Origin of the sequence: Maribacter sp. PR66 (assembly GCF_028464205.1) — a bacterium.
In the GTDB taxonomy this organism is placed as follows: Bacteria; Bacteroidota; Bacteroidia; order Flavobacteriales; family Flavobacteriaceae; genus Maribacter; species Maribacter flavus.
In genome coordinates, this window is sequence record NZ_JAQPCH010000004.1 from 260,875 (window position 1) to 277,901 (window position 17,027).

13 protein-coding genes are annotated in these 17,027 nt (G+C 41.9%); 3 read left to right on the top strand and 10 right to left on the bottom strand.

Translation table 11 applies throughout. The features are described 5' to 3' along the window. The first annotated feature begins 78 nt into the window (after positions 1–78). A complete protein-coding gene (locus PP181_RS10075; protein WP_272636990.1) occupies positions 79–849 on the top strand; it encodes a DUF481 domain-containing protein in 771 nt (256 codons plus the stop codon). Positions 850–968: 119 nt separating this feature from the next. Here PP181_RS10075 and PP181_RS10080 read toward each other — a convergent pair whose 3' ends face one another. The 7 genes from PP181_RS10080 to PP181_RS10110 form a co-directional block, all read right to left on the bottom strand. Then, positions 969–1,748 (bottom strand): hypothetical protein, encoded by a 780-nt coding sequence (locus tag PP181_RS10080; protein ID WP_154919202.1) that lies wholly within the window; start codon positions 1,746–1,748, stop codon positions 969–971. 102 nt (positions 1,749–1,850) lie between these two features. Further along, on the bottom strand, positions 1,851–2,738 hold the full coding sequence (locus tag PP181_RS10085; RefSeq protein ID WP_272636991.1) for a hypothetical protein: 888 nt from the start codon (positions 2,736–2,738) through the stop codon (positions 1,851–1,853). A 22-nt stretch (positions 2,739–2,760) separates the two neighbouring features. Then, positions 2,761–3,471, bottom strand: a complete 711-nt coding sequence (locus PP181_RS10090) for a class I SAM-dependent methyltransferase (RefSeq protein WP_330072473.1) — start codon at positions 3,469–3,471, stop codon at positions 2,761–2,763. A gap of 24 nt (positions 3,472–3,495) precedes the next feature. Continuing rightward, positions 3,496–5,193, bottom strand: coding sequence for a gamma-glutamyltransferase (gene ggt, locus PP181_RS10095; protein ID WP_272636992.1), 1,698 nt, complete (start codon positions 5,191–5,193; stop codon positions 3,496–3,498). A 222-nt stretch (positions 5,194–5,415) separates the two neighbouring features. Then, entirely contained in the window at positions 5,416–6,204 is a 789-nt protein-coding gene (locus PP181_RS10100) for a 3-keto-disaccharide hydrolase (RefSeq protein WP_138259643.1), read from the bottom strand. 133 nt (positions 6,205–6,337) lie between these two features. Beyond that, on the bottom strand, positions 6,338–8,515 hold the full coding sequence (locus PP181_RS10105; RefSeq protein ID WP_272636993.1) for an Ig-like domain-containing protein: 2,178 nt from the start codon (positions 8,513–8,515) through the stop codon (positions 6,338–6,340). 640 nt (positions 8,516–9,155) lie between these two features. Beyond that, a complete protein-coding gene (locus tag PP181_RS10110; RefSeq protein WP_154919191.1) occupies positions 9,156–10,196 on the bottom strand; it encodes a leishmanolysin-related zinc metalloendopeptidase in 1,041 nt (346 codons plus the stop codon). A gap of 282 nt (positions 10,197–10,478) precedes the next feature. Between PP181_RS10110 and PP181_RS10115 the strand changes: the two genes are divergently transcribed. Beyond that, positions 10,479–12,353: a hypothetical protein gene (locus PP181_RS10115; protein ID WP_272636994.1), complete on the top strand. Its 1,875-nt coding sequence runs from the start codon at positions 10,479–10,481 to the stop codon at positions 12,351–12,353. 124 nt (positions 12,354–12,477) lie between these two features. After that, positions 12,478–13,344, top strand: a complete 867-nt coding sequence (locus PP181_RS10120; RefSeq protein WP_272636995.1) for a DUF808 domain-containing protein — start codon at positions 12,478–12,480, stop codon at positions 13,342–13,344. Positions 13,345–13,352: 8 nt separating this feature from the next. On the opposite strand, the gene PP181_RS10125 is transcribed toward PP181_RS10120, so the two are convergent. From PP181_RS10125 to PP181_RS10135, 3 genes are read right to left on the bottom strand one after another with little or no spacing between them, the layout of a single operon-like run. After that, the gene (locus tag PP181_RS10125) at positions 13,353–14,198 is read right to left on the bottom strand and encodes an MORN repeat-containing protein (RefSeq protein WP_154919184.1); all 846 of its coding nucleotides are present in this window, start codon (positions 14,196–14,198) and stop codon (positions 13,353–13,355) included. A 33-nt stretch (positions 14,199–14,231) separates the two neighbouring features. Further along, entirely contained in the window at positions 14,232–15,062 is an 831-nt protein-coding gene (locus PP181_RS10130; protein WP_272636996.1) for a DUF2490 domain-containing protein, read from the bottom strand. Positions 15,063–15,064: 2 nt separating this feature from the next. Next, positions 15,065–16,978, bottom strand: a complete 1,914-nt coding sequence (locus PP181_RS10135; protein ID WP_272636997.1) for a hypothetical protein — start codon at positions 16,976–16,978, stop codon at positions 15,065–15,067. Positions 16,979–17,027 lie beyond the last annotated feature (49 nt).

Here is a 17,027-nt window from a genome sequence, read left to right on the forward strand (position 1 = left end):
AAAACCTAGCTGAGGTGGGCGGAAAGTTATATCGATTGGTTTTGGGTACCTTTGACAAAAACGAGCCAACCCTATATAATGAAACCCTTGAAAACCCTAGTCTCCTTTCTTATTTTATGCTTTATATCGAATTCGGTTATGGGTCAATTGGTCAATATCGAGTCAAAGCGCATCCAAACAGATTCGACCCGATTCGCCTTAAAAAGCGATTTGCTTTTCGATTACACGGATAACAATGGAGATTATATATTCCAAGTGGCGTCCAACCTTACCACGCAGGTAAAATCCAAGGATTTAAAGAAAATTTACTTTTTCATCGGTAACTATAAGCTCATACGAAGTAAAGCCCAGGATTTTCAGAACTCCTGGTTTTTCCATGTGCGGTACAATCAGAAACTTTCGGATGTATTCCGAATCGAAGCTTTTATTCAAAACCAGAACAATACCTTATTGACCATTACGAGTCGGAATTTGGTCGGTGCCGGTATTCGGTTAAAGTTTTTATCCACCGAAAGAACCACCGCTTATTTTGGGAATGCGTATATGTATGAAATTGAAGAAGTGGCGGAAACCGACCAACGATTCTTCAATCACAGAAACAGTAGTTATTTGTCCGTTAACCAATCGTTTAAAAATACCAAGTTGGATATAACCGGAACGGTATATTTTCAGCCCCTGTACGATGCCATCAACAACCACCGAATTTTATGTCAGCTGAAAGCGGAATTACCTATTAGTAAAATTATTAGCCTCTCTGCACTCTATAACTACTTCTACAGTAGTTTTTCGCCAATCAGGGAGAATGACCGTGCCTCCAACGTTAGCTTTGGACTGACGTTTACGATTTAATTCTATTGGGTTTAAACTTTTTCTAACCAGCTATTGAGAAAATACAATGGCTTTTTCCGTTTTGAATACCAGTAGGGATAAGTACGCAATGATTGTATTTTGAATCTTTGATATTATGATTACAAAACTGTACCATTTTCCAACCAACGTTGCAAAAGCGGTTCATTATGGGAAATGGCCACAAGATGAAATTTTTTGAATTTTGTAAGCACCCGTGATTCATTTAGTTTTTCCATACAGACGGAAACAGGTGAAAAATAGTTGGAATGAATTAAAAGTAATTCTCCGTCCCTTTTTAAAAGATAGCCCACGTGGCCTTCATCAAAACCTATAAAATAGAGTCCTTCGTGAGTCAAACGATCGATTTCCGCCAAGGCATTCTCCGGGGTTTCTTGTACAAAACTTTTAATTTCAGACCCACAACTGATCATTTTTGCTTCATCTAAGGGCGATTTTTGGGCCAAGGTATATCGATTTAGCTTTACACCCATATCACGTAAGGTGGTAGATATAAAATATCCACATGCTATTTTTCCTTGATTGGGAACTTCTGTATGACCCCCGAAACTCCAAGGTGTGCCATACCAGTGCGGAAGGATTTCATTAACCAACTGATTGGTGAAGGCCTTTTTAACGTGGTCAAGGGTAATAGTGCCTGTCCAAAGGTCTTTCTGTAATTTTACTCGTAGGGATTCGGCGGCCGTTTTGGTATTTTTATAGGAAATGGCGATACTATCGGGATCCATCTCAAAAAGTGCTGTTTTCTTTTCGTTATCCTCCTTTAATTCTTCAAGAGGCCCTTTCATTTCCGATGCATGGGATACATCCCTATTTTTACCGGCATTCACCGTAGAGGGAAGTGTAAAAATCAGGGAAAATAATAACGAAAGATAAAACATGATTTTTCCAAGTGCTCGTGTTCCTTATAGTAAAGTAACGTATTCATTACGAATTAAGTATGTATAAAAAGTTAAATCCTGCACCTTAACTTCCCCTATTCCCTAAATACTGAGGTTAACCCCCCACCAAACTTCGTAATCCCTAGGTACCAAAGGTCGGTAACTTTGAAATCCTTGATCGGCAATCTTAAGGCCTTCAATTTCATTTTTTTCATTTCGCACGTAAGCGATGAAAATGAAGGAATGTCCGTAGGGGTCCAGTTTCTTCACATCAGCTCCCTTTACCACTTTTTCATAGTCATCCTTAAATCGCCATACCTGCATCAACGCCCCGGGTTGCAACTCCCCTGCCCAAACCCCCTTTGTATCGACTAAGGTTCCCATACCGGCATACGCCACAGCCCCTGCGTTTCCCTTGCCTCTGTAGGCTTCCGGAAGGCTTCGCCAACCCCTTTTCGTATCGGAAGCGGACACATAGAGTAAATTATAGACCTGTTTTGGTGTATACCTCTTTGTGCCCATATATTCCGGTAAGTCCTGATAAACGGAGTGGCCATGGATTTCTTTGTAAGCTTTTTCAAAACGGGTTTTGCTCACGGTGAGACAGTGGCCCGTGGGTTCCTTATTCTCGCTTTTTAAATAGTTCTCAACGATTCTTTGCGCTACCAGACTTTTAGGAGTTACATCAACAGATACTGCCTTATCCTTTTGTGCTAGCGAGTCCAATGTACTAATTGCGTTCAAGGGAGTCACATTTAAAGGCAGGTTAATGTAATCATGGTCATCAAATACATAACTCCAGGTATTCGACCTTGTTCGATGGCTGTTTGGCCGTTCTAGCATAACTTTCTCCTCTGGTGCGGCTAGGGTTATTCTTTGCTGGATATTTTGTTTGGAAGCACAACCAACCAAAACAAATCCAAAAGTAATATTACCTATAAACCACTTACAGAACTTTCTAAGCCCTATGGGTAACAAAATGCGGGTCATTTTTAGCCAACGGTTCTAATTACTACTCTTTCACAAACACCATACAATGTTGCCAAGGAAGGTTGCCATCATTTCGCTTTAATGTAAACCCTCCAGCTTCCCACTCCTTTGTGGCTTGGGCCTCGGTCATTTTATGGAGCTCCTTTATGGGAACGCTCCTATCCTCTCCCCTATATTCGATCAGAAATACAGCTCCATCCGGTTTCAGCGCTTTTTTTATGGATGCAATCATTTCTTTCGGATAGGCAAATTCGTGATAGACATCCACCATCAGCACCTTATCGACCGCATTTTCCGGAAGGTTGACACTCCTTTCACTTCCCAGTACAATTTGAACATTCGGTACATTTTGGGACTCTTTTTTTGAGCCGATAGCCGCAAGCATTTCCTTTTGGATGTCCACGGCATACACGGTTCCTAGTTTTGCCTTAGGAGCCATTTTAAACACATGGTAGCCGGAACCCGCCCCGATATCGGCAATGACATCCGTGGGCTGAATATCCATGTTCTTGAGCAATTTGGAGGTGTTCTCCTCTTCCTCACGCTCCGGGCGTTCCAACCAGTTCATGCCTTGAAATCCCATGACGTGGGCGATTTCCCGACCCATATACCATTTCCCGATTCCATTTGGGTCGCCCTTCTTATAAACATACTCCCCAGTGGCATCCTGTGCCTGCCCCTTACACGAGCAAACCATAAGTAAACCGATGCATAGAAAGATTCTGGTTGCCATACTTCTTGCTTCCATCATTCCGATTTAATATCCAGCCGCTTGACCATCCTTGCGGGATTCCGACGCACCCGAGTATACTTTATTTTCCAAATCGACACCAATGGCCTGATAGCCTCCATACATGCCTACCCCAAAACCGATGCGATGGCCTTTCTTTCGTAATTCCCGTCTGGTTTCAGGTGCAAAACCGGACTCAAGATTCAAGGTCCCTCCGTTGGTCATTTCGGATCCTGTAGGCTGTGAACTTCCTGTGTGTCGCATTCTGGGTGCATCCCCAGCTTCCTGCAAATTCATACCAAAGTCAACAACGTTCACTACAATCTGTGCATGGCCCTGGGGCTGAACGGCCCCGCCCATGAGTCCGAAACTTACCCACGGTTTACCATCCTTGGTAATGAAAGCAGGGATTATGGTATGAAAGGGGCGTTTCCCCGGTTCCAGGGCATTGGCATGGTCTTTATCCTGTACATTGAACATTTGCCCCCTGTTCTGGAGGACAAATCCCAATTCGTCCGGCACCATCCCGGAAGCGAATTCGGAATAAATACTTTGTATCAAAGAGACCATGTTGCCGTCCTTATCGGCTACGGTCAAGTATGTTGTATTCCCCGTTTCGATTTCCATATCCCCAGCGGGATAGGTGTCGGCCGCTTTGTCCATGTTTATAAGCTTTCTTCGTTGCGCAGCGTATTCATCCGATAGCAATGTTTCCAAAGGAATTTTGTTGAATTCCGGGTCGGCATAGAACTTCGCCCTATCTTCATAGGCCAGTTTTTTTGCTTCCGTGAGCACATGCAGGTATTCGGTACTACCAAAACCCATTTCACCTATATCAAATCCTTCAAGAATGTTCAACATCTGCAGGGCTGCTGTACCTTGTCCGTTGGGCGGCAATTCCCAAACATCGTAACCCCGATAGTTCACGGACACAGGTTCCACCCAATTGGAAGTGTGGTTGGCCAGATCTTCATAACGTAAGAATCCGCCGTGCTTTTTCATATAACTGTCAATCGTTTTGGCAATGGAACCCTTGTAAAAGACATCCCGACCTTCATTGGCAATAAGCTGATAGGTATTGGCTAAATTGGTATTGACAAAAACTTCACCCTTCATGGGTGGACGGCCATTTGGCATATAGGTGTCGGCAAAACCGGGTTGGCCTTGAACCGATTCATAATTGGATACCATTTCATAGGCGATGACTTCCGATACCGGAAAACCATTGTTTCCATAGTCAATGGCGGGTTTCAGGATATCCTTCATGGGTATTTTCCCGAATTTTTCGTGCAATGTGAACCAACCATCCACGCAACCTGGTACCGACACAGGCAAAGGACCATAAAATGGTACATATTTCATACCCTTATCGATAAAGTAGTCAATGGAAAGGGATTTGGGTGCCCTGCCACTTCCATTGAAACCGTACAGTTTTTGTTCCTTGGCAGACCATACGATGGCGAAGATATCTCCGCCAATACCACAACTCGCCGGTTCTACCAATCCCAATACCGCGTTGGCAGCTATAGCCGCATCCATGGCACTACCTCCTTTTTTTAGGATGTCCAAGGCAGCTTGGGTGGCCAAGGGCTGACTGGTGGCGGCCATTCCGTTTTGGGCCAGAATTTCGGAGCGGGTCGTAAAGGTTTCACCGGTCAGTCGATCTTGAGCATTCAATAGGTTTCCTATCGTAAATAAGGCAATAAATAAGGGTGCAAATTTCATTTTCATATATTTTTAGTGACTTCAACGTTTGACCGGAAAGGCACGGCCCTCTTATACCCTTAAATATACGGATAGTCCATTCGAATTTCGTGACTTTTCTAAAAATTGATATACTAGAAAGCGCAAAACCCTTATGTTCCCTTTTTTTGAAGTGGTCGTGAATAGGGAACAATAGCCTTTAAGTTTATTCTTTGAATACTTTAAAAATGCTATCCTAAATTTTTAACGCAACTCCCGAATCTTAATATCACGGAACCACGATTCAAAATACCAGTTCTGGAGGGCGATTTTTCCTTGGGTGGCCCTTCCAAATGCGGGTCGGTCCCTAAAATTTGACTCCGCGACCGTTTTTGACCATTCTGGAGATGTTAAATCCGCTTCTGCCGTAAGAATTCCGTTGAGGTAGAATTGTATTTGACCATCTTGTTGCACGATTTTGGCTGTGTTCCATTGTCCTGTGGGATTGGCCTTTGCCTCGTTCATTTGTGGATAAAGGCCCCAAAGGCAACCGGGTCTTTTCATGGGAGTGTTTGTATCAGAGTGTTCAGGGTCCAATAGTTGATATTCTGGACCGGTCTCATAGGTCGCACGATACACTGGGGTTTCCTGAACATTGATGAAGACACCGCCGTTACCGCGAAGGCCCATTTGCCACTCGAATTGAAGTTCGAAGTTCTCGAATTCGGTATTTGTTACCAAATCCCCAAATACTCTGCTTTCATCTGTAGCGTTGCAATAAATGGCACCATCTTTCACTTCCCAAGCCGAAAAGCTTGTAGAATCGGGTTTATTAAACAAATGCCACCCGTCCAGGGTCTTACCATCAAATAGTAACCTCCACCCCTGTTCTTTTTCGATATCCAACAATTGATTGTGAACCTTGTTTTTAATGGCGAGTTCCTTGGAGCGTTCAATTTTGAATTTCGCCTTTTCTTCCTGCTGCTTACAGGAAAAAATCAATAGCAAAAAACATAGAAAACTAAAGGAAATGCGATTTAATGAAATGGTCATTTGATCATTTTGAATTACTTACTATCGTTCATAAACTTGATTTGGGTGCCATACCCAAAAGTTTTCTAAAGTAACCAAAATTTACTTAGGTGCTGATAGTAATGTCGTCTTCTGCTATGACAAGTATTCACGTCTACCACCAATTCCAAAAATAATCGTTGTTGGAAAATGTTTGGGTAGTTTCACCCGTAAAAATACTCTCGAACCTTGGCGCTGCCTTTTTAAATGCCTTATTACCTTTAATTATCTGTTCTAGATACGAGTTATAACCATTGAATGATTCATATCTACCTACGGATACCCTACCAATCTCAATCTGATTATTCTTGTAGACATCGTAAATTGGAAAATTCTGTAACAGTTCGGGTATATTGGGTAATGATATGGATGTGATTTTAGAGCTATCAAAAAACAAATTCCATTGATAGGGCGCCCCTATATCATAGCCACCTTCCATATAAACTTCACCTATCGAATGCCCTATTCCAGTGGTCGAAATTTGTACTTCGTTATTTGTCATTGAAAAATTAACGGTCCAATCTGGAATGCTAATATTATCCCGGGGAATACCTAAACCTTTTGCTTGATAATTGCCTGAATTAAAAGTATAGGCATGGGAATAAAACAGGGTGTTTAAAATATAATTGTATCCAAAACTGGCATTGGCTCCATATCCGTAACTCCAAATTTGATGGTAGATATCATTGACTTCACCTGTTTGATTAAAAAAACCATAAATACTTAAATTCTTTGTTTCGGTCATATATTCTGCAGGTGTCATAATTATTTGTTTATCAACTAAATTGTCCTGAACGAAATCTGAATAATTAATCTCGAAACCGGAAGCTATAGGCCTCTCAATCAATAAGTAACTGTAAAAATTGGTAATGGGATTAAATCCATACATATATGCAGGATCCTGAGTATCCATCATGTTTGAACTTGTAAAATTGGTAATAAGGGGATCGCCTGCTTCATTAGAGGAAAAATAATAATCTCTTCCAAAAAAGGAGAGCTGTAAATCCTGAGGTTTTCCATTAATGGGATAATACGTACCGCCATCCCCGGTGTAACGAGTGGAGGTCTCCAGGGTAAGTGTATTTAGGTTTTCTAGATTGACATTGGTTATACTGTACAAATAAGAAGCAACACCATTTGATCCCAAAGATGCAAAAGTTATGGTGAATTCTTGATCTATAGCAAAGTTCTCAACTGCATGTAATTTTACTTGTCTAGAATCATGGGTGAGTTGTTCAATATCAATCAAACTACCGTCCAAATTCGAAGCTATGACATAATGAGAAGCAGGGATATTATAGCTTAAATAATCATCCGGAATATTTAAAGTAAATATGAGCCGCTGTAATAATATACTCCAAATAGAAATGGTTTTATTACCTAAACTATCCGTGGCAATAAATTTAATTTCTCCTTCTCCTAATTCAAAAAGGTCAGGATTGAAATCAAAACTAATTTCTGTAGTTAGATCAAATTCATGAATCAACTCATCCCTAAAGTATAGTTGAAGTGTATCTACCTCTGAAAAGGAATCGGTTACAACTGGATTTAGGGTAATCTGTTCATCGATTATCATATCCGGTTCCAGCGCGTCCAATACTATCTCAGGTCCTGAGTTGTCGACAAGAAAAGTAACAGTGTAGGAGGCTGTATTACCTGCTAAGTCAGAAACCTGAATTTGCAATTCATTGGGTCCATCTTGAAGGTTTGATGTGTCTAGGTTAAAATTGTACTTATTTTCTTGAGCATACGGTATCGATTGTCCATTAACAAGAACAGAAACTGAGGAAATTTCGTCATTATCCGTAGCGGAAAACATAATTGCATTATCAATTCCCTGTAAAATTTCACCTTCTTCTAAGGTAACTTCCGTTATTAAGGGCATATCATTGTCTATTATTATTGTAAATTCTTCAAGGGTTTGATTATCAGCGATATCCGTCACTAGAATACTCAATTTATAATCCGCATTTTTTGAACTAATGACCTGTTTTTTTGAGGAGAAAGAAGTCAAGTCTAAAATCAATTCATAAGGTGCGATTAAATCCTCACCAACTTTTTGATCATCAATAAACGCTTCCACTCTTTTTATTCCACTTTCGTCCTTAGCATCAATACTTATATTTACGCTACTACCCACTTTTATTGGGCCCATGCTTAAATTGGAAATACCTGCTATAGAAACCTCTATTACCGGTGCTACGGTATCTGGAATTTTTTGTTGCTCTTCTTCGGTGGAACATGATTGCAATAAAACAACGAATAAAATGGAATAGCATAGTTTTCTAATCATAAAAGGTTGGTTTTATAATTTTGGCTATGTAAAAAACATGACCCAAATCTTTTTAATAAGAAGGTAACGAATATAGAAGCATTTTCTTACAAGACTTACTATTTATTCCACATTTTATTTGGAAATAACTTTAAAAAAAGCTGTTGTTCGAAGCCGAGACTTTTTATTTTTTTTTGAATAATTTATTAGCCCTCCCTATAAAGCAACAGTTTTGTATTTGTTATTCCTTAATATGCTATTCCAGCGATATAAGCTATGGCAAAAAATCGGTCCTCGGTCCTTGTCAAAGTTATTTCCCAATCCCATTTTACTAGAAGATTGGCTTTCTTTAAATATTACTGTGTTACTTCCCTTTTTGGACATGCTGCGCATTAAGTAACTTACACTTTTTTGGTATTTATTCTTTCACATACCAGTTTAAGAGAATTATGGTGAGCTAGAATCCATGTAACCCTATCAATATAGGTATTTGCTACAGATACTAGTATCTCAACGAATACCATATTTTCTTAACAAACATAATTAATGACCGACCTAAGAGCTTCAGAAATATGTTACACCTCCCAAAAAATTTACATACAAAAAAGCCCATTCCAAACTTTTGGAACGGGCATTTTGGATCGGACCTTAATTTTCCGAATTATTTTTTCATATTCACAAAACCAATAGGTTGCAATAAGGTTTCCATTTTAGCAATGTGCAGTCCTTCACCGGTACCTTTAGCCGCAATTCCTGGCGTACCTTTGGGCAGATCATAGGATTCCCCAACGCTGGCAGCCCCATACCCTAAATCCGACATAGAGCCTGCTGTGATTCTGCTTAACGGGTTTTCTCCTAAATTTAAGAATCCTGTCATCAACTCGTTGTTGAGTGCACCTTCGTCCCAATGTCCAAAACGCGTACCTGGACCAAAGTCGCCTTCGATGGGAAGCTCATCCGTACCACCTTCCGCATTCCAGAACACATTTGCTTTTCTACCTGCAAAATAGGGAGCATCGGGCGTACCAACACGTAATGTTCTATCAAAACCAAAAGGTGCTGTGTTCCATAAGGTACCTATTCCTAGAACATGGCCCATTTCGTGCACGATGACCTCTTCGAACAAATCCAATTGTTCGAGAAAATCCAAATCGGCCACGTCAAAAAACATCACTCCGGAAAGTGTGAGGAAATCGTCAGTTCTCACGAAGCTTGGCCCTGCCTGCCCTAAGATATTCCCTGGACCGTCAATGGGTGCCAACGCTACTTCAATAATGATGTCATCCACGGTTCCATCCTCGACAACAGGTGGCAACCCATCAAATGCGGAGGGTAATGTACCTGTGAACGAAGGAACATCCTTAATAATAATTCGTTCCCATCTGGCGGCTGCGGCTTCAAAAACTTCCACTTGTCTATCCGTAGGTGGCAATAAATACTTTAAGGTTATATTAAAACGCCCACGATCTACACCCGCTGCCGTAGTCGTTTTTAAAGAACCTTCACCCAAGTCATCGATGATAATGGGATCGAACGAACCGGATTTTAACTCAAGTTCAGTTTTCTGTACATCCCCTAGCTCAGCTTCAGGGGAGTCAAGGGAATCTTCAGAACATGAAGTAAATAAAAAAGCACCGCAAAGGGTACCTGCAATCATGAGCTTTGACCAGCCCAAATCTAAATTAAATCTGTTTTTTTTCATTTTTCAATTGTTCGTTTTAATTAGTTGTTAAAAATTATAACATTTAATAGGTTTGAACAAATAAATATCACGATTTTCGATATATGCACCTTGCGCATCAAATCAACCTTATTTCATTTGAACCAACCTTCTTTTGAATAAGTCAGGGGTTTCCAAAAAATAACTTTGAACTAGGGACCAAACCACAGGTATCCACCCAGTCACCTTATTTATTTCCTAATTACCAACAATACTTTTGCGATTCCTTTACCCTTTAGGAACTTTAGGGTGAGAATTAGTTGCATGCTGAAAATCATTTTTGAAAAGAAATACCGTAAACTGGGCAACCGAAGACGCTATTTGTTCTTTGGGTGTTTCCTTATGTTTTTAGGTCAACTAATGGCCCAAGTTACCTTTTCCGATACTTTCTCAACGGTTTCCTACGCTAGGAATGACGGAAATACCAATTGGGCAACCAATTGGATTGAATCCGGGGATACCAATAATGGCCCATCCGCACAATATATTAGTATTCAAAATCAGCAACTATATTTGTATCGTTTGTCAACAGAAGTTATTCGAAGAACCGCAAACCTTTCCAATGCCACTTCAGCTACTCTTAGCTTTGATTATAATACCAATAGCCTTGGTGGAAACCGACAACTTGGTGTATATATTTCCAGCACGGGCGGCGCTCCTTACACCCAAATTGGAACGCTTTCAGGTAATGGTTCTTTTACACAGGATATAACCGCTTACATATCGGCAAATACAGTAATACGTTTCGCAAAATCGAATACAAATTGGCAGTCAGATGATTATGCTTACTTAGACAATGTTCTGATTTCTGCAGTGGTACCCGTGGATACAGATGGTGATGGTATTGAGGATGTCGCCGATTTCGATAATGACAATGATGGAATTTTGGATTGGGATGAATGTACATTTAATTCTACATCCACACAGAATTTTAATTCTTCAGGTGGAACCGCTATAACGAATACGGCAACTACAGGACGGGGTAATATGTACATTGACTTTGTCTCAATTGATAATTCATTCAACCTAACCATCAACGGAACAGATATTGCTACGGAGTTTCAATTCCAACCCGGCGCACCTGGTAACTTTGCAAGGTTCAGTACGGGATTTACCTATGGACAGGGAGGCGTTCCTCAACTTTGGTCTATGACTGGAACATTGGCAAACCCCATGCTCAGAGTGTTCGTAGATGCCGATGGACACCTGAAACTGTATGGAGCGCAATCGCCGGGTGGCACTCTTTTGCCCTTAACATTGGATGTTCCACCCATAACAGTGCCATGGAATCCATCCGGAACCAATACGATTACCATAGGTCAGTTCGTGACGGGACCTACCAATATGAACGGTCAGATCAGATTTAGCGGCGAGTGCGACACGGATGGCGATGGAATTTTTAACCGATTTGACTTGGATAGCGATAACGATGGCATCTATGACGCAGTGGAAGCAGGCCATGGACAGACACATACAAACGGTGTGTTGAATGGGGCCGTTGGTTCGGACGGGGTTCCCAATTTGGTTCAGACCGACCCAAACAGCGGAAGTATCAACTATACCTATTCAGATAGCGATGGCGATGGCATTTTGGATATTGTAGATTTGGATTCCGATAACGATGGGTGTAACGATGTTTTGGAAGCCGGATTTACGGATACCAATTCGGACGGACTCCTGGGTCCAAATCCCATTTCCACGGATGCCAACGGTGTAGTCACCTCAGGATCGGACGGTTACACGGTGCCTGCCGATGCCGATGCGGACGCCGTGTTCGATTTTAGACAGGCCGGAGCACCGCCCATTATAACCACACAGCCCTCGGATGCCATAATTTGTCCCGGATGTAGCGGTAGTCTATCTGTTTCGGCAACGAATGCCGACACCTATCAATGGCAACGGTTTATAGGAGGTCTTTGGACGGATATAACGGACAATGCCATGTTCAGCGGTTCTAATTCTGCAACCCTCAACATCACCAATCCGACTCCTTCGCAAAATGGGGAGCAATACCGAGTTGTCTTGACCGATGTTGCCTATATCTGCGCACAGACCACCAGTGCCATAGCCAGCCTCCAGATACAGGTAAATACCATCATTACGAACAGACGTATAACCTATAGGGTACACAAGAATTAGTCGGGTTTCCCAAAGACATACGGAAACCAAAAAACAAGACTGCAAAATTTGTCAGTTCATTTTTTGGCCATTTGCATCCCCAAAAGTCAGTATCATAATTTACTTTTGCCAAAAAATATAGGATATGGCATCAGGTTTTTTTGCAGTATTGGATGATGTGGCAACACTTTTGGACGACGTAGCTACCATGAGCAAGGTGGCCACCAAAAAGACCGCCGGAATTTTGGGGGACGATTTGGCCGTAAACGCGGAAAAAGCATCCGGTTTTGTTTCCAAGCGCGAAATCCCAGTGCTTTGGGCCATTACAAAGGGTTCCTTGCTCAACAAAATTATCATTCTTCCCATTGCCTTTTTACTGAGTGCCTTCCTTCCTATCGCCGTAACCATCATCCTGATACTTGGTGGGCTTTATTTGGCCTATGAAGGTGCCGAAAAGATATACGAGTTCATTTTCCCCCATTACCACGAGGCCCCCACCATAAAGGAGGAAGCCCCCAGTAAAAAGGATATCCTTGAAATGGAAAAGGAAAAGATAAAGTCCGCCATACTAACGGATTTTATTTTATCCGTAGAAATCGTGATCATTGCCCTGGGTACGGTTATAAATGAACCACTCACTACACAGATTGGGGTGGTTACGGTAGTGGCGCTTTTGGCCACTGTAGGTGTTTACGGCATCGTTGCCCTGATCGTAAGGATGGACGAATTTGGATTGCGACTTATCAATTTGAACGAGCAGGACAATAGTTTTTCGGATAAAGTGGGTCGGTTTTTTGTAAATGCACTTCCAATCGTAATAAAGTCACTTGCCGTTATTGGAACCATAGCCTTACTTTTGGTATCCGGGGGAATCTTTGTACACAATGTACCATTTCTTCATCACATATTCCCCAGCATACCATCCATTTTGTTGGAGTTCGTCATAGGACTTGCAGTCGGTTTTGTAGTACTGCTGCTTGTTAAAGGAATAAAGAAAATCTTTAAAAAATAGGTTGCAACTTATCTATCGTTGATTTCCACCAACTTGTCCTCGTTCCATTCGCCGCTGGCCACTACATCACCTTCTGAATCGAAGAACTTACCGGAACCACTTCGTTTGTCCTCCTTCCACTGACCTGCGTATTTTTCTCCGTTCGGCCAAAAATAGGTGCCAAAACCGTTTCGAAGGTCATCTTTGAACTCCCCGGAGTAATATTCTCCATCTGGCCAATAAAAAGTTCCCTGTCCATGGCGTTGATTGTTCTTCCAATTTCCCTCATACCTGCTTCCGGTTGCCAATAATGCTATTCCATAGCCCTGTGCCTTTCCATCCTTCACCTGACCTATATAATGTAGCTGGTTTCCCTTTCTACTCTTAAAAGTGAGATATTCTCCAAAGGATTTTTGCTTTAGTTGCTTTTTGACTCGCTCCAATTGAAGCTTTGTCTTTTCTAGATTAAAACTCAGGGAGTCGAACTGCCGTACTGCAGCTTCTTCAGATAGGGACTTGATTTGTAGACTGTCGGCATTCAAGATGCTACTGTCCTTTGGATTATTGGGATTTCTATTTTGGTTCAGCAATTTTTCCGCGAGCGCGATGCGAAGCGGAATGCCCATTTTGATTTCCTTGCTCCTGTTGATGGTATCACTATATGATTTTATGGCCAATTCGTAATCGCCCTGCAACAATAGGGAATCCATTTGGGCCAAACGCTCAAAATCCTTCAAATTGTCCAGAATTACTTCCTTTTCTTCCTTAAGTTGGCTTATTTGATGCTGCTGCTGGACGAATCTATAAAGCAATAACATGACCCCTAAAATGGCAACAGCTAAAGCACTAAAATAAAACACTTTTCTTGACTTCATAATCGATTCGTTTGATATACCAATACGTACGGTCTAATCCGTCATATGGATTTCCGGAAGCTTGTTTTTTATACGTCTGAAATCTGGAGAAAAATACATATGGAAGCGTAGGGTCCACCCTTGTTTGTAATCCCCTGCAAAGACGCGGTCCTGTCCTTGGGAGTACATAAGCCCTGCCGCAAAGGTGAGCCGCGGGGTAGCGATGTAACCCAAGGTAGTGGTCAATCGCAGATCTTCCATAGGGCTGGCCACCACAGCCTTGCCACTCTGCATGATAAGTTCCGCTTCGGGGGAAATGTAATAGGTTTTCGGTTTTAATCGGGTATCGTTCAGGGGGATTTTGGCCCGGAACATATAACGCCACCGATTCCTGAAAATATATTCACTATTTTCCGCAAACCCCTGTGTCCACCGATGCTCGATACGAATCCGATGATACAACATGGCGGAATATAAGGGCATGGCGAACTGGTATTGATGCCAAATACGCCACTCGGGAACCACATTTCTGTCCGTGGATTCTTCATCGGTATTAAAATTGACGCGCACTACCCCACCCAAACTAAAGTTGGTTTTTTTATCGTAGATGTAGCCAATGGCGTGACGGTTATAAACTTGAGCGATCTGCCCAATAAATGGGGTGTTCTCCGTTTCCTCGAACCTGAAATGGGTCTGGGCATCCCAGAAAAAACGCTTGCCGATTCGTATGTTCCCGTAGGTATTGAACCACACCTTGGATACGGGCTCCTTATATTTTGAATTTTCCGGCAAAACTATGGGTTCGGATTCCTGTCCGTAGGCAACGAAAACAATCGCCAAAAGGCAAAGGATACACCCAAAAAAGTTCAATTTACCTTTTCTCATGCCTAGTCTTCTTTTGGGATTTGCTGTTGGAACAACTTCAAGATCTCTTCTGCCGTTCGTGCCCTTTTAAGTTTTCGTTCTAATTTTCGGGTTTCCTTGTTTCGTAAATCCACCATTCGGTTATTGGCATACACAATCTGTTCCCGTAATAAGGCAAACCTATCACATTCCCCTGTTTGTGAAATAGTTTGCACAAAATAGGGCACCAAAATATCCCTATACGCCTCCACGATACGCTTTTTGACCTCCTCATCCATGACGGTCGCCATAAAGGGATTCCAGATATCGTCCGTATAGAGCGCCTTAATTTCTTTGATTTTTTCCGGAAAATTGGAAAGAAGTTTGATCAGGGATCTGATATCCTCCAAACAGGATTGTAGGTCTTCCCCAAAACTCAATTTTTCGCCCGGGTTGGAAATATTTGCATAGGTTGCCAATTTTTGATTGGCCGTATCGCCCAAATTTTTCAAGGCATTGGCATAATTTTCCGGAAGCTGGGGCAATAGGGAATCGATTTGCTTTTCAATACCGTTGTTTACGGAAATTAGGTTGGTCTCCAGTTCTTTTAAGGATTGGATCTGAATATCGTCCGATAGCTTATTAGACAGTTGGTCCAGGATATATTCCATGCTCATTTGGGCATAGACACTTATTTGCTCCATGGCTTGAAGACCACTACCTTGAAAGTTGAAAGCATCGGCTTCAGGCAGTTGAAATGGCTCTTGCCCGACCTGTACCTCGATAGTCTTATCGGGAATTCCGACCGGAAAGATACGCCCTTCAACGGTGGATGGATTTACAAATTCAAAAATTTGATTTTGGTAAAGATCTACATAGGATTCCAAGGGACTCAGAAATTCCGATACCAATTTTTCGGTAACCGAATACCAATACTGAGCATCGGTATCCGTTCTTCGGATAATATTGAGGTGGCTATTGGAAAGGATAGTCTTGGACAGTTCCGATGCTTGGGTCAAATTATCGGAAATCCGTTCCAAGGTCTCCTTTTGAAGGCTGTCCAAAGCATACACGGGAACCTGTACCTTTATATTCGTATCAAAGGGAAGGGAGCCCAATTGTGTAAGTATCGTATTGATTTTTTGGTACACTTCTCGGTTCTTGGACAACAGTTGCAACGTGTTGCCCTGACCTATCTTATCCCGTAAGTTATATCGTAAAAGCAGCAGGAATCGGTCGTCCAAGGAAATCATCTCATACTGTGGTGCATACATATCGAAAACTGGGACCTCCTCACCTGTAGCATCAAAAACGATTTTTTGTAGGAGTCCTTCTTCAAAGTACCATGTTTCGTCCACTTCCAAGGCATTGCTTCCGTAACTGGTCCATGCATCGTGCGCCACGCCGTTCCTAAGAAATCTACCTACGAGGGCACTGCTATCACTTTCTATTTTGAAACTTTGCTGGGGAACGCCCTTTTCAAAATTGAATTCACTTTTGAACAGTATATTCGTTACTTCGGAGTTTTCAACCTCCTGTACCGTAATATGCCAATCGCCATCAGGCAGGCCTTCGGATAAAACACCGGTCGCCATTTCCTGGGTGCCGCTGACCAAGATTCGATATTCGAAATCTACGACTTCGCTCTTACTGTCAGACGTATATTTTCCAAATTGAAATTGCCACGGACCATTGGCCAAGGCGTCGATAAAATTGCCCTTGATGGTAAAGGAGGAGTCCTGTTCCTTCAACAAGGTCTCCAAATTGGACTTTTGAAACAAAAATGGGCCGTCTAGTACCGTATCGGTTGCCGAAGTATAGTACTGATAACGCGCATTGCCCGTATATTTTCCAATTTGGAACGGTCCTTCATATTCACCTTTTTCCTGAGCAATCAGTAAGGTCTGACAGAAAAGCAGAAAAAGGAGTGTGAATCCTTTGTATGTAAACCTATTCATGCGGCAAAAATAGTGTTTAAGAAGCATTTAGATAGCGTTAACACCTTGT

Excerpts from the sequence above, each read along its gene's own strand:
- PP181_RS10075 (WP_272636990.1), top strand. The coding sequence starts at position 79 with ATGAAACCCTTGAAAACCCTAGTCTCCTTTCTTATTTTATGCTTTATA.
- PP181_RS10080 (WP_154919202.1), bottom strand. The coding sequence starts at position 1,748 with ATGTTTTATCTTTCGTTATTATTTTCCCTGATTTTTACACTTCCCTCT.
- PP181_RS10085 (WP_272636991.1), bottom strand. The coding sequence starts at position 2,738 with ATGACCCGCATTTTGTTACCCATAGGGCTTAGAAAGTTCTGTAAGTGG.
- PP181_RS10090 (WP_330072473.1), bottom strand. The coding sequence starts at position 3,471 with ATGGCAACCAGAATCTTTCTATGCATCGGTTTACTTATGGTTTGCTCG.
- ggt (WP_272636992.1), bottom strand. The coding sequence starts at position 5,193 with ATGAAATTTGCACCCTTATTTATTGCCTTATTTACGATAGGAAACCTA.
- PP181_RS10100 (WP_138259643.1), bottom strand. The coding sequence starts at position 6,204 with ATGACCATTTCATTAAATCGCATTTCCTTTAGTTTTCTATGTTTTTTG.
- PP181_RS10105 (WP_272636993.1), bottom strand. The coding sequence starts at position 8,515 with ATGATTAGAAAACTATGCTATTCCATTTTATTCGTTGTTTTATTGCAA.
- PP181_RS10110 (WP_154919191.1), bottom strand. The coding sequence starts at position 10,196 with ATGAAAAAAAACAGATTTAATTTAGATTTGGGCTGGTCAAAGCTCATG.
- PP181_RS10115 (WP_272636994.1), top strand. The coding sequence starts at position 10,479 with ATGCTGAAAATCATTTTTGAAAAGAAATACCGTAAACTGGGCAACCGA.
- PP181_RS10120 (WP_272636995.1), top strand. The coding sequence starts at position 12,478 with ATGGCATCAGGTTTTTTTGCAGTATTGGATGATGTGGCAACACTTTTG.
- PP181_RS10125 (WP_154919184.1), bottom strand. The coding sequence starts at position 14,198 with ATGAAGTCAAGAAAAGTGTTTTATTTTAGTGCTTTAGCTGTTGCCATT.
- PP181_RS10130 (WP_272636996.1), bottom strand. The coding sequence starts at position 15,062 with ATGAGAAAAGGTAAATTGAACTTTTTTGGGTGTATCCTTTGCCTTTTG.
- PP181_RS10135 (WP_272636997.1), bottom strand. The coding sequence starts at position 16,978 with ATGAATAGGTTTACATACAAAGGATTCACACTCCTTTTTCTGCTTTTC.